Genomic DNA, 14187 nt, shown 5'->3' on the forward strand with positions numbered 1-14187 from the left:
TATATATTTTTACAAAAACAGAAATAACTGGAACGCCAATGTTTTAAATTTTAAAAATATTAGCCAATTAAATATTTTTTTAAAAATGGGTTTTGCAAGTAAAATTTTTTATATTTTTTTGCACAAAAGTTTTTATTTATAATATAATATATCTTGCAATATTTGCGGAGGGGTAGCGAAGCGGCCAAACGCGGGTGGCTGTAACCCACTTCCTCACGGTTCGGGGGTTCGAATCCCTCCCCCTCCACCATTTTGCCCTTTAGCCAAGTGGAAAGGCAGCGGTTTTTGGTACCGCCATCCGTTAGTTCGAATCTAACAAGGGCAGCCATATCATTAAGTTGATTAATAAAAGTCCATTTTTGGGCTTTTATTTTTTAAAATTTCAATAATTTAACTTAATTAAAAAAAGGCAATTTTAAATTTTGCCTTTTTTAATTATTTAACAATAATATTTAAAATCTTGTTTTCAACATATATAACTTTTGCTATCTCTTTATTTTCAATTCATTTTTGAATTGAAGGTAATTCAGTGGCATTTTTTATAACTTCTTCCTTATTTCAAGTTGGAAAAATTTCAATTTGGCCTCTTACTTTACCATTAATTTGAACGCCAATTTGGGCATTTTTAACTAAAATCTTATTAGTATCTGCAAAAGGTCATTTTTGCTCTTGCAATGGTTTTTCATTAATCATTGCTAAAAATTCTTCAGAAATATGTGGCGCAAAAGGAGATAATAAAATAGCAAAATTTTTAATTATTGTTGTTGAATTTATTACCTCTAAACTAGATAAATAATTTATAAACACCATAAATTTACTAATTGCAATATTAAACTTATATTTTTCAATATTTTCATTAATATCTAATATTAGTTGATTAATTTGACTATCTAATTCTTTATTTTCAACAGTTAAATCAATATTATTTCTTAACTTATCAATAGTTGTATATATTTTATCTAATCATTTTCTTATTCCATTTAATGAATCAGTATTTCATGATTTAGATTCAGTTAAAGGTCCCATGAACATTTCATAAAGTCTTAAGGCATCTGCACCATGTGATTCAACTAATCCATCAGGATTAATTACATTTCCTAAAGATTTTGACATTTTTTGACCATCAGGTCCTAAAATTAAACCTTGATTAATTAGTTTTTGGAATGGTTCTTTAGTATTAACAATACCTAAATCATATAAAAAGCGGTGTCAAAATCTTGCATAAAGTAAATGTAAAACAGCATGTTCTTGACCACCAATATATAAATCAACTGGCATTCAATTCTCAAATCTTTCTTTTGCTTCTTTACTATCTAAAGGTAGATAAGATCCGTCAGGATTTTTTAAAATATAAGCTAAAAAGTATCAACTTGATCCAGCTCATTGTGGCATAACGTTTGTATCATGACGATATTTCTTTCCATTAATTTTTACATCTAATCATTCCGAAACATTAGCAAGAGGACCTTCTGTTGATCCGGAAGGTTTAATATTATTTATTTCTGGTAAGCTAACTAATTCTTTTACTAAATAAATATTGTTATCTTCATCAAATAAAACGGGGAATGGTTCACCTCAATATCTTTGACGTGAAAATACTCAATCTCTTAATTTGTAATTAGTTTTCTTTTCAATAACATTTAAAGTTTTTAATTCTTCATAAATTGCATTTTTAGCATTTTCGATTTCCAAACCATTAGCAACATTTGAATTAATATGTTTACTATCTTCTAAATAAGGTAAGGTATCAGCTTCTAAAACTTGTTTAATTTCTAAATTATATTTTTTAGCAAATTCATAATCTCTTGCATCATGAGCAGGAACAGACATCACCGCACCAGTTCCATAGTTCATTAAAACATAATCTGATACCCAAATTTGAATTTTCTCATTAGTTAGAGGATGAATTGCATAAGCCCCAGTAAATAAACCGCTTTTTTCTTTGTTTAATTGGGTTCTTTCAAGTTCATTTTTTGTTTTGGTAATTTCTAAATATTCTTGAATAGATTTTTTATTATCTAATGAACAGATTTTTAAAAGTAATGGGTGTTCTGGACTAATAACAATAGCAGACACACCATAAATTGTGTCTAATCTTGTTGTAAAAGTTTTTAAACTTTTATCTGAGTTAAAAATTTTTCATTCAACAACGTGACCTTCTGATTTTCCAATTCAGTTTTTTTGCAATAATTTTAAACTATCAGGTCAATCTAAATCATTTAGACCTTCTAATAATTTTTCAGCATAAGCAGTAATTTTTAAAACTCATTGTTTCATTGGTTTTTTAATTACTGGGAAGTTACCTCTTTCTGAAACTTTTTGACCATTAACTTCAATAATCTCTTCATTTGCTAAAACTGTGCCTAAACCTTCACATCAATTAACATCAATTTCCTCAATTGAAGCTAAACCTTGTTTATATAGCTCTTTAAAAATTCATTGTGTTCATACATAAAATTTAGGATCAGTAGTGTTAACTTCCTTATCATAATCATATGAAAAACCCATTAACTTTAATTGTCTTCGGAAATTATTGATATTTTTAATTGTAAATGGTGCTGGATGATTTCCGGTCTTAATTGCATATTGTTCAGCTGGCAACCCAAAAGCATCTCAACCAATGGGATGTAAAACATCAAATCCATTTAATCTTTTATATCTTGAAATAATATCAGTTGCTGTGTAACCTTCTAAGTGACCAACATGCAAACCTGCTCCAGAAGGATATGGAAACATATCAAGAATATATGCTTTTTTATTGCTTTTTTCAGTTGTTTGGAATGATTTATTTTCTTCTCAGAAATCTTGTCATTTTTTTTCAATTAATTTGTGATTATACATGTTATTAATTTTACATTAATATATTTTTTTACTATATAAAATAGTAATTTTATTTTAGTGTTTAAATTTAAAAGAAAGAATAAAATCAATTTGTTCAAAATCATAACACGTACATTTTTTTATTGAAATGTTGTAAAATTTATATATTATTTTTAAATAACATATAAAAAGGAAAAACATGGAAGAAAAAAATAAAGATTATAAAAATACATTATTAATGCCACAAACTGATTTTTCAATGAAAGCAAATCTAGCAGAAAAAGAAGTTGTTTATCGCCAAAAATGAGAAGAAAATAATTTATACAAGAAAATTTTAGAATCAAATAAAAACAATCAAAGTTTTATTTTACATGATGGGCCACCTTATGCCAATGGTAATATTCATGTTGGTCATGCTTTAAATAAAATTTTAAAAGATATTATTGTTAGATTCAAAAATATGCAAGGCTTTTATAGCCCTTTTGTTGCAGGATGAGATACTCATGGCTTGCCAATTGAACATAAAATGTTATTAGAAAGAAAAATGACTGCGAAGGATTTTTCTATTTTTGAATTAAGAAAAGCTTGTGAAGAATATGCACTAAGTCAAGTAGAAAAACAAAAAGAACAATTTAAAAAACTTTCATTGTTAACTGACTTTAAAGAAATTTACATTACATTAGATAAAAAATTTGAAGCGCAGCAATTAAGATTATTTAAAAAAATGATTTTTGAAGGTTTAATTTATAAAGATTTAAAACCAATTTATTGATCACCATCATCACAATCTGCATTAGCAGAAGCGGAAGTTGAATATGCTGATCATATTTCCCCTTCTTTATATGTTGCTTTTAAGATTATTGAAGGTAATGATGTTATTATTCCTAATGAAAACCTTGTTATTTGAACAACAACTCCATGAACTTTAATTGCGAACTGTGGAGTTGCAATAAATAAAGATTTTGATTATCTAAAAGTAAAAATTAATAATCAAGTTTATATTGTTGCTAAAGATTTATTAGAATCAGTAGCTAATATTTGTAGATGAGAAAACTATGAAATTTTAGGAGATAGTTTTAAAGGCGAAAAATTATTAGGAATTAAATACCAAAGTCCTATTAATAATTTAGTTTGCCCTGTTGTTGAAGGTCACCATGTTACTTTAGAAAATGGTTCAGGTCTAGTTCATATGGCACCTTTATTTGGTGAGGATGACTTTATCATTGGAAACAAAAATAATTTAGTTAAAATAATGCATGTTAATGACGATGGGATGCTTAATGATAAAGCTTGCCAATTTAGTGGTGTGTTTTATGATGATGCAAATCCATTAGTAGGAAAATTTTTAGAAGAAAATAATTTACTTTTAGGATTTAAAAAAATTAAACACTCTTATCCACACGATTGAAGAACACATTTACCAATTATGTATCGGGCATCACCACAATGATTTGTTTCTCTAAAAAACATTAAAGAAAACATTCTAAATGAAATTAAAAATGTAAAAACTTATAATGACTGATCAAAAACAAGATTAGAACTAATGCTTGAAAATCGTGATACATGATGTATTTCAAGACAAAGAAGTTGAGGCGTTCCAATTATTGTTTTTTATGACAAAAATAAGAATCCAGTTTTAGAAGAAGAAATTTTTGATTATGTAATTAAATTAATTGAAGAATTTGGTTCAAATATTTGATATGAAAAAACTGTTGACGAATTATTACCAGAAAAATATAGGGGATTAGGTTTTAGTAAAGAAAATGATATTATGGACGTTTGATTTGACTCAGGTTCAACTTCGTTGGGTGTAAAACCTTCTGGAATTGAAGCACCTTTCGACCTTTATTTAGAAGGTTCCGATCAATATCGTGGATGATTCAATAGTTCAATGATTAACTCTGTAGCATGACGTAACAAGAGTCCTTTTAAGGCTTTCTTATCTCATGGTTTTACTTTAGACGGAAAGGGTCGCAAAATGTCTAAATCATTAGGTAACACTGTTGATCCGTTAGAAGTTGTTAACAAATATGGTTCTGATATTTTAAGATTGTGAGCAGCAAATTCAGAATATACAGCTGATATTACAATTGATAACAAGATTTTAGATCAAAATGTTGAAATCTATCGTAAATTAAGAAACACAATTAAATTTATGTTAGGTGGAATATCTGATTTTGATTTCAATTTTGTAGAATTAGATTCAATTCATGCTTTAATGATTGAAAAACTTAATAATTTAGAAGCTAAAGTTGTTAATTTCTATGATAACTACAAATTTGTTAACGTAATTAAAGAAGTAAATAACTTTATTATTGATTTAAGTTCATATTATATTTCAATCACAAAAGACATTTTATACTTAAACAAAGTAGATGATTTAGAAAGAAGACAAGTACAAAGTGTTTTTGCTAAGATTATTAAATCATTAATTCAAATATTAGCTCCAATATTACCAACAACAATTGAAGAAGTATACTCATATTATAATGAACCTAATAAATTAGAATCAGTTCATTTACTAAAATGAAATTTAAATAAGGAAATTTCAACAAAATTAAGTGATCAATGAAATGAATTTTTTGAATTAAAAAATGAAGTTTATAAAATGATCGAAGAAAAAATTAAATCGCAAGAAATTAAGAGACAAAATGAAGCGTTTGTTACAATAATAACTAATTCAGAATTTATCAAGTCTTTACCTTTAACCAAATTATTAATGGTTGCTAAATTAACTATTGGCAATGAAATGAAAGTTGAAAAATTAGAATCATATAAATGTTTAAGATGTTGAAATCATTTTGAAGCAAACGATTTTAATTTTGATCTTGAAATTTGCCAAAGATGCAAAGGTGTAATTGATGGAAGAGAATAAAAAAATAAGTTACTTTTCTAAAGAGTATTGAAGAAGAAATTGAAAATTTATTTTAATAAACATATCAATCTTTTTAGCAATTTTAGGAAGCTTTTTACTAATTGATTTATTAACAAAAGAATTTATCTTTAGATGAAAAGATAAAGAAAATTTAATAGTTGATACAGATTATCAAAGTGGAAATGCTTTTATCATCTTTAAATCCGTTTTACACAAAGGTACAACAATTGGTGTCTTTGAAAGCAATTTAACAGTTTTACATATAATTAGCTTTGTAATTGTTTTTGCCTCTTTATGAGGTGTAACATTTATTAAAGAAAAGAAATCAATTGTTATTACCTTCTTTTTAGCGATGGTCAGTGCCGGTTCACTAGGAAACATGGTCGATAGATTTTTATTTGCTGGAGTTAGAGATATAATGAATTTCCCATGAGTGAATCAAGGTGTTTTAAACTTTGCTGATGCTTGATTAGTTTTAGGTGCTGTTGGTATTTTATTATCAATAACAATTATTAATCTAGTTAACCATTTTAAACATAAGAAAGAAAAAGAGAAAATATTAGAAAACAGCCAAATATAAAATGGCTGTTTTTTATTAAAATCTAAATTATTGGTAAGTTTTTATAATCTCAATCACTATATTCTTCATTTTGATTATTACTTTTTTTACGATATTGAAGATAAGAAATAATTGTTGCAACAAAAGCCATAATTGGGATAAACAAAGAAGTGCCAATAATGATTAATCTTGCTAAAACTTTTTGTTTTTTTCTAAAACATCAAATCGCACAAGGAATATTAAATAAAAATAATGCAAAACCAATTAATAAATAAGTTCCAATTGACATTAATAAAATAATAAGTGTTATTGTTCCTTCTGATTTTATTTCAAAAGGTGTTCCGTATATAGAAAGATATATAGGTGCCACTATCAATATAATCAAAAATATTAATGAATGAACTCCATTGATAAAAATAGATTCAAATCTAACCTTCTTTTCATTTTGAACTCACATTAAATAAGACATAAAAACTCCAAAATATTAATATATTAAAAATTCTAATACATTTGATATATATTTTTTTGATTAATACAAAAAAGAAAATAACCTTATTTTTTTCGTCATTTTTTCCTATATTAATCTATTTTAATAGAAAATCAATTAAAAAATTAGTGGAGGTAAAATGGAAAAACTTAGTAAAAAAGAATGTGATGAAATATCTGGCGGGTTTGCAATTAGTGCTTTAATAACTTCAATTGCAGCCGCCATTCCGATTGTAACTTCAGCAATTAGTTCCACTGTTGGTTTAATAAGAAGTGTTAATTCTGCAAAAGGTGAAATTAAAACTAAAGATTTTAGTGCTAAGTGAGAAGATAGCGATAATAAAATCGGTTTTAATGTCGGTTTTCATTATTGTCTTTAAATATAAAAAACTAGGAAGTATCCTAGTTTTTTATTATTAATTTTCTTTTGAAATAGTACTTATTTTCTTGATTTTTCTAATATCTTGTTAAATCTTTCTACACGACCACGAGCCTTAACATCTGTACGGTTTCCAGTGTAAAATGCATGACAATTAGAGCAAACATCTAAAGTAACTTTTTCAGCAGTTGAACCAAAAACGAATTCTGTGTTACATGATGAACATGTTGCATGAATTTCAGCGTATTTTGGATGAATTTCTTTTTTCATAGAATGCTCCTTTTATGTTTAAATAAGTTAATTAACTAGCAAATATTTTACCATAAAAATAAATATTTTTATTCATTAATATTTTTTCATTTTCATTCAACAACTTCAGGCATATCATAGCCATATTCATGAATATAATCATTGTGTTCTTGAATTTTTTGATCCATTAGATTTAAAAAGTCTTGTGCTTCTTTACCATAGAATTTTGCAATAGCATCTTTTGCAATATGATATCTATCCATTTGACTTAATTGTCTAATATCAAAACTTGTAGTAATATCACCATTTTCTCTATAACCATGAATAATTAAATTTCGATTTTTTCTTGTGAAGAAAATATCTCTAATTAAACCTTCAAATCCATGGAAAGCAAAGACTACTAATTTATCTTTTGTAAATACTTGATCAAATTCATCATCGCTTAATCCTCTTGGATCAATTTCTGGACTTCTTAGTTTTAATAAGTCAACAACGTTAACATACTTAATTTTTAATTTTGGAAAATGATTGTGAACAATCGAAATAGCTGCTAATGTTTCTAGGTTAGGCTCAACACCAGATGAAACAAAAACAATATCTGGTTCCTCACTTGATTTAACATTCGAAGCTCAATCGATTACTTTATAACCTTTTTCAACAAGTTCTTTTGCCTCATTTACATTAAAGAATTGTTCTCTTGGTTGTTTTGAGGCCACAATTAGATTAATAACATTTCTTTCCTTTAAAGATTTTTCCATTACCGCTAAAAGTGTATTTGAATCGGCAGGTAAATATTCTCTTATTAATTCAGGGCGTTTATCAGCTAAATGACCTAAAAGACCAGGATCTTGGTGAGTATAACCATTATGATCTTGTTGGAATGCTGTCGAAGTAGCAATAACATTTAATGAAGGATAGTCTTTTCTTCACTTTAATTCAAGAGATTTTTTTATTCATTTCATATGTTGAGTTAACATCGAATCCACTACTCTTAAAAATGATTCATAAGATGCAAAAAATCCATGACGACCAGTTAGAACATAACCTTCTAAAAATCCTTCAGCTTGATGTTCACTTAGTTGTGAATCAATTATTCTTCCTTCAGGACCAACTCATTCATCATATTTGTTTGAATATTCTTCTAATCATTGACGTTTTGTAACATCAAATAAAGCAAATAGACGATTTGATTTTGTTTCATCTGGACCAAATACTCTAAAATTATCTGGATTTTTAACAACAGTATCAGCCATATACTTACCAAGTTCGACCATATCTTGACCTTTAATTTGACCTGGATATTTAATATCAGTAGCAAATTTTTCTCAACTAGATAAATCCAATTCACGGGCTTTTATTCCGCCATTAGTAATTGGATTTGTAGCCATTCTTTGATTTCCTTTTGGAGCCAAATCACTAATTTCAGTTAAAATCTTTCCATTTTCATCAAATAATTCTTCTGGTTTGTAAGATTTTAATCATTTTTCAAGTTCTTTTATATGTTCTAATTTAAAAGCACTAACTGGCAAAGGAACTTGGTGTGCTCTAAAGCTACCTTCGATTGCTTGACCATCTCATTCTTTTGGGCAAGTTCATCCTTTTGGAGTTTTGCAAATAATAACTGGCCATTGTGGTCTTGTAGCATTTTGTGCACCTTTAGTTTTAGCCTCATTTTTAATTGCTAAAATTTCTTCAATGGCACTATCCATGATTTTTGCCATTTCTTTATGAACTTCTAAAAAAGTTTTTTCTTCACTTCATTCAAAAAAGTGTGGTTTTCATCCCATTCCTAAAAAGTATTGTTCAATTTCTTTTTTAGGTTTTCTTGCTAATAAAGTAGGATTAGAAATTTTACCTCCATTTAAATGTAAAATCGGTAAAACTACACCATCATTGACGGGATTAATAAATGAATTTGAAAATCATCCTGAACATAAAGGACCTGTTTCAGCTTCTCCATCACCAATTACTGTAGCAGCAATTAAATCAGGATTATCAAAAATTGCACCAGTGGCATGAGATAATGAATAACCTAATTCTCCACCTTCATGAATTGATCCGGGTGTTTCAGGTGCTGTGTGACTGGCGGTTCCGCCTGGAAATGAGAATCTTTTACACATTTTTTGAATTCCGTCTTCATCTTGTGAGATTTGTGGATAAATTTCTGAATATGATCCATCAAGATAAGAGTTAGAAATCATTACTTGACCACCATGTCCGGGTCCTTCGATATAAAACATATTTAAATCGTATTTATTGATAACACGGTTTAAATGAGTATAAATAAAGTTTTGTCCAGGGATTGTACCTCAGTGTCCAATTGGATATAATTTAATATCTTCTTTAGTTAATTCTTTTTTTAATAAAGGGTTATTTCTTAAATAAATCTGAGCAACACTTAAATAGTTAGCAGCTCTAAATCATTTATCCATTAGTTCAAAATATTCTTTTTTATCAAATTTTGTTTTCATTTTACCTCCGTAATGTTTTTTGTTATAACAAAAATAGTACTAATATTTTACCCTATTTAATTTTAGTTTTAGACAATTCATATATAATAAAACAAAATAAAAAAAATGCCAGTAATGGCATTTTATAGTCCTAATTCTTCATCAGTTGGAATATTTAAATTAGATCCAACATAAGCAAAAATTTCAGGGCTTTGTTTTAGATATTTACCATCTAGAATTCTTTGAACTGATTCAACTGTGTCTTTTAATGAAACATAAACACCAGGTGATTTAGTAAAGTGTTCGGTCATAAAAAAGTTTTGAGTGAAAAAGTTTTCAAGTTGTAATGCTTTCTTAACTGTATTTTTACTTTGTTCATCAAGTTCGTCAAAACCTAAAATCATAATAACATCTTCTAAATCTTTGTATGCTTTTAAAACTCTTTTAGTTTCTAAAATTGCTTCAAAGTGTTTTTTACCAATAATTTTTTCATCAACTGAGTTAGATGAAGAAGCTAAAGGATCAAAAGCAGGGAAGATATTTTTAGATGTTTGATTACGTGATAAAACAAGGTTACCATCTAAGTGATTAAATACAGCAACAGCAGAAGGGTCACTTAAATCATCCATCGGTAAGAAAATTGTTTGGAATGAAGTGATTGAACCATTCTTATTTTTAAACAATCTATTTTCAATATTAGCAACATCAGATTCTAGAGTTGATTGATATCCTCCAACTGATGGTTTTTTTCCTAATGATGCTGAAACTTCATTTTCTGCTTGGACAAAACGGTAAATGTTATCAATAAATAATAAAACATCATCTTTTTCGTAGTCCCTCAAGTATTCAGCAGCAGTTATCCCAATTGGCACAATTGACATTCTGGCTCCAGGAGATTCGTTCATTTTTGAAATATACATTGCTGAATTTTTCATTAAATTAGAAGATTCTAATTCGTTAAATAATTCGATAGCTTCACGTGATCTTTCTCCGGAACCGATAAAAATATTTGATGTTTTAGTTGATTTTTTATTAACGTTAAAAATAATTTCTTTCATTAAAACTGTTTTACCAACACCTGCTCCACCAAAAATACCAAGTTTATAACCTTTAATAATTGGCATGAAAAAGTCAATTGCTTTAATTCCGGTTTCAACAATTTCTAAATCATTTTCTAAATATCTTTCTGAATTTATAATCGAATTCATTTCAATATATTTAGGATTTGTTTTACGATCTTGTAATAATGGTTTACCTTCGAATGAATAAATATTATTTTTTGAATTTGAACCAACAGGAACCATGAAACTTTGTTTTGTGTTAACAATTTCATCGTCAATGTTAATTTCTTTTGAAGAATAAATAATAATTGCTCTAACAGTTTGCTCATCAATAATTCTTTTTACTAATAAAAATGTTTTTCCATTATTTGTAGTTAGTAATTGATTGATTAAAGGTAGATTTTTTTTGTCAAATTTTACTTCAACAATATCTGATCATAATTTAATAATTTTACCCATTATTTATCTCCTAATCTTTTAGCTACTTCTTCTAAATATTCTTGACTAAATTCAACAAATTCATGTTCATATTCTACTTCTCAACCTAAATTTAAATAATCAGAATATTGTTTTAAAGCATAAGCAAAAAAGTCTTTCATGATATGTTCATCATAATTTGTACTTGTTTGAATTGTATTATAAGCGTTTTTAGCTTCTTGATTTGTTTCAATTAAAATATCAATAAATTTTAATGCTTTTTCTTCATCCTTAACACCACGTAAAATGGTTCAAGAAATAAGTTTTGACATTAATAAAACAAATTTATTTGAATATAATGAATACCCCTTTTGGATAAACATTTTATCAATCATTTTACCTTTATATAATAATGCTGCGGTCTCTTTATTTAGTTCATAATCTAAAACTGCTAATTTTAAATGTCTTTTATATTGTTTAAAAATCTTCCCAACTTCTGAAGCAACTTTTGACATAATTCTATTTTGAACTGAAGAACCTGTTCTTGAAACTGATAAATTAATATTAATAGCTGGTAATACACCTTGAGAAAATAAATCAGCACTAGTTACAATTTGGCCATCAGTAATTGAAATAACATTTGAAGAAATTAAAGAAGTAATATCTCCATCAATTGTTTGTAAGATTGGTAATGCAGTAATAGTTTTTCTTCCAACAAATGATCCAGCTCTTTCTAATAATTGTGAGTGTGCAAAAAAGATATCACCAGGCATTGCTTCTTTACCAACTGGTTTATCTGTTAATAAAGCAATTTCACGAATAATGTTAGCATGTTTTGTTAAGTCATCAAAAATAATCACAACATCATCTTTTTCTGAAATATTCTCAGCATGAGCCATACCTACGTAAGGTGCTAAATATTGTTCATAAGCACTTGTAGCAGGCGCATCAACGATAATAGTATTTTTTAATGCATTATGTTCTTTTAAAATATTATAAAGTCTTGAAATACTTTCTCTTTTTTGACCGATTGCTACGTAAACACATTTTGTATTTGTTTTAGCTTGATTTAAAATTACATTAATTGCAATATGAGTTTTACCTGTTTGTCTATCACCAATAATTAATTCACGTTGTCCCTTACCAATAGGAATTAATAAGTCAATAGAAGTAAAACCAGTATATAATTGTTCATTTAATGTTTTTACATTCATTAATTGATGAGCTAATTTAAATGTTGCACTTTCTGGATCATCACTTTGTTTTTTAACTACAGATTTTTGAGGTAAAACAACATTCCCAAAAATATCAATAACTTTTCCAAAATGTTCTTTTGATGTGAAAATGTTTTGTTTTTCTGAAACCTCAATTGTGTCGTTAATTTTTAGTTCTTTATTTTCATTGTTAGCTAATAAAAAGGCACCATCTTTAGTTGCACTAATTAATATTAGTTTAATATCTTTATCTCTTTCGCAAACAAATTGTTGCCCTTGTTCATATGAAAATTCGCCAGATACTTCAACTATGTATCCAAAAATTGAAACAATTTTAGGGTTCTTAATTAATTTGTTATTTTCCATTTTTTTCTTCTTGGCTACTTAAAAAGTAATCTTTTTTAATATATATTTTTAAACTTTCGGTATTGTTTGAAAAATATAAAATTACGTTAGGTAAAAATTCAACATAATATTTTTCATTTATTAATTTTTCTAATTCTTCATTATAAACTGCTTCAAAATTATTTTCAAATGATAATGCTTTTTGATCATATAAAATAATAGGAATATTTTGTTCAAAACTAAACATTGAATTATTTTCATAATCGATGGCAAATTTTTTGAATTTTAATAATTGTTTTTCAGCTATTGACTTATTTATCTTTTCTAAAAACTCAGCCACTTTAACATCATCTTTTTTAAAATTATTTTTTAATAAAACAGTTGATAAAAATTTTTTAAAATCAATTATTTCAATATCATTTTGATAATTTTTATCCTCTAATCAAAATAAAATCTTATCTTTATTTCTTTCAATAAAAAATGTTGATTTTTTAGCCATTTTTCTCCTTATTTCTTGTTTAAACAATAAATATAATTATAAACCAAATGAAATAAAAAAGTTAGGTGTTTTTTATATTATAAAAAAAATAACGGCATTAACCGTTATTTTTCTTCAACAGCATACACAGATGCAAATTTACGATTGATTCTGTTTTCGAATTTAACAATTCCATCAATTAAAGCATATAGGGTATCGTCTTTTCCACGACCAACATTGTTTCCTGGAAAAATTTTTGTTCCTCTTTGTCTATAAATAATGCTTCCTGCGGTTACAAATTGACCATCAGTAGCTTTAACACCAAGTCTTCTACCGGCTGAGTCTCTACTATTAGAGGTTGTTCCACCTGATTTCGTATGTGCCATGTCTTATTTCTCCTTAATTTCTGTAATTTGTACTCTTGTATAAGGTTGACGGTGACCTAATTTACGTTTATGTGTTGACTTTGCATTATGTCTATAAACAACGATTTTTTTTGCTTTTCCTTGTTTTTCAATTGTTCCTAAAACAGAAGCAGTTTCTAAATAAGGCGCTCCAATTTTATCTTCAATAGCTAAAACTTTATCAAATAAAACTGTTTCACCTTCATTGCCATCGATTTTTTCTATGTAAATAACATCGCCTTTTTTAACGATTAATTGTTTACCACCAGTTTCGATAATTGCAAACATTTAAAATCTCCTTATATTTTGTCACATCTTTAAGGTACTTTAAAAAGTTTAAAACCTGTTTAGAATGGTTACTCTATAAGTAACGCTACAATTATACCAAAAAATAATTAACTTTTTTATATATAAAAAACAAGGAAAAAATTTCCTTGCTTTATAAGTTTT

12 protein-coding genes and 2 tRNA genes are annotated in these 14187 nt (G+C 27.0%); 5 read left to right on the top strand and 9 right to left on the bottom strand.

Features of this window, described 5'->3' with window-relative positions:
- Nucleotides 1–166 precede the first annotated feature (166 nt).
- Nucleotides 167–250, top strand: a tRNA-Tyr gene (locus ACQW0Y_RS02400).
- Between the two features lie 3 nt (nt 251–253).
- A tRNA-Gln gene (locus ACQW0Y_RS02405) sits at nt 254–328 on the top strand.
- 107 nt (nt 329–435) lie between these two features.
- Here ACQW0Y_RS02405 and leuS read toward each other — a convergent pair.
- A complete protein-coding gene (leuS, locus tag ACQW0Y_RS02410) occupies nt 436–2841 on the bottom strand; it encodes a leucine--tRNA ligase (RefSeq protein ID WP_427867586.1) in 2406 nt (801 codons plus the stop codon).
- A 178-nt stretch (nt 2842–3019) separates the two neighbouring features.
- Here leuS and ileS point away from each other — a divergent pair, with 178 nt between their 5' ends.
- Both ileS and ACQW0Y_RS02420 read left to right on the top strand, forming a co-directional pair.
- Entirely contained in the window at nt 3020–5695 is a 2676-nt protein-coding gene (ileS, locus tag ACQW0Y_RS02415; RefSeq protein ID WP_427867587.1) for an isoleucine--tRNA ligase, read from the top strand.
- Complete coding sequence (locus ACQW0Y_RS02420; protein ID WP_427867588.1) at nt 5682–6275, top strand: signal peptidase II; 594 nt, start codon at nt 5682–5684, stop codon at nt 6273–6275. The genes ileS and ACQW0Y_RS02420 overlap by 14 nt, the downstream gene beginning before the upstream one ends.
- A 22-nt stretch (nt 6276–6297) precedes the next feature.
- On the opposite strand, the gene ACQW0Y_RS02425 is transcribed toward ACQW0Y_RS02420, so the two are convergent.
- Nucleotides 6298–6723, bottom strand: coding sequence for a hypothetical protein (locus ACQW0Y_RS02425; RefSeq protein ID WP_427867589.1), 426 nt, complete (start codon nt 6721–6723; stop codon nt 6298–6300).
- A gap of 157 nt (nt 6724–6880) precedes the next feature.
- On the opposite strand from ACQW0Y_RS02425, the gene ACQW0Y_RS02430 reads away from it, so the two are divergent.
- Nucleotides 6881–7120 (top strand): hypothetical protein, encoded by a 240-nt coding sequence (locus ACQW0Y_RS02430; RefSeq protein WP_427867590.1) that lies wholly within the window; start codon nt 6881–6883, stop codon nt 7118–7120.
- A gap of 59 nt (nt 7121–7179) precedes the next feature.
- On the opposite strand, the gene rpmE is transcribed toward ACQW0Y_RS02430, so the two are convergent.
- The 7 genes from rpmE to rplU form a co-directional block, all read right to left on the bottom strand.
- Nucleotides 7180–7389 (bottom strand): 50S ribosomal protein L31, encoded by a 210-nt coding sequence (gene rpmE, locus ACQW0Y_RS02435; protein WP_004417112.1) that lies wholly within the window; start codon nt 7387–7389, stop codon nt 7180–7182.
- 68 nt (nt 7390–7457) lie between these two features.
- Nucleotides 7458–9839: a phosphoketolase family protein gene (locus ACQW0Y_RS02440; RefSeq protein ID WP_427867591.1), complete on the bottom strand. Its 2382-nt coding sequence runs from the start codon at nt 9837–9839 to the stop codon at nt 7458–7460.
- Between the two features lie 122 nt (nt 9840–9961).
- Nucleotides 9962–11341 (bottom strand): MSC_0618 family F1-like ATPase beta subunit, encoded by a 1380-nt coding sequence (locus tag ACQW0Y_RS02445; protein WP_427867613.1) that lies wholly within the window; start codon nt 11339–11341, stop codon nt 9962–9964.
- On the bottom strand, nt 11338–12876 hold the full coding sequence (locus tag ACQW0Y_RS02450; RefSeq protein WP_427867592.1) for an MSC_0619 family F1-like ATPase alpha subunit: 1539 nt from the start codon (nt 12874–12876) through the stop codon (nt 11338–11340). The genes ACQW0Y_RS02445 and ACQW0Y_RS02450 overlap by 4 nt, the downstream gene beginning before the upstream one ends.
- A complete protein-coding gene (locus tag ACQW0Y_RS02455; protein WP_427867593.1) occupies nt 12866–13354 on the bottom strand; it encodes an MSC_0623 family F1-like ATPase-associated protein in 489 nt (162 codons plus the stop codon). The genes ACQW0Y_RS02450 and ACQW0Y_RS02455 overlap by 11 nt, the downstream gene beginning before the upstream one ends.
- 104 nt (nt 13355–13458) lie before the next feature.
- On the bottom strand, nt 13459–13719 hold the full coding sequence (gene rpmA, locus ACQW0Y_RS02460) for a 50S ribosomal protein L27 (RefSeq protein WP_060823303.1): 261 nt from the start codon (nt 13717–13719) through the stop codon (nt 13459–13461).
- A 3-nt stretch (nt 13720–13722) separates the two neighbouring features.
- Nucleotides 13723–14025: a 50S ribosomal protein L21 gene (gene rplU / locus ACQW0Y_RS02465; RefSeq protein ID WP_004417125.1), complete on the bottom strand. Its 303-nt coding sequence runs from the start codon at nt 14023–14025 to the stop codon at nt 13723–13725.
- Nucleotides 14026–14187: the final 162 nt, after the last annotated feature.

It is taken from the genome of Mycoplasmopsis arginini, assembly GCF_965278885.1.
Classification (GTDB): Bacteria; Bacillota_I; Bacilli_A; order Mycoplasmatales; family Metamycoplasmataceae; genus Metamycoplasma; species Metamycoplasma arginini_B.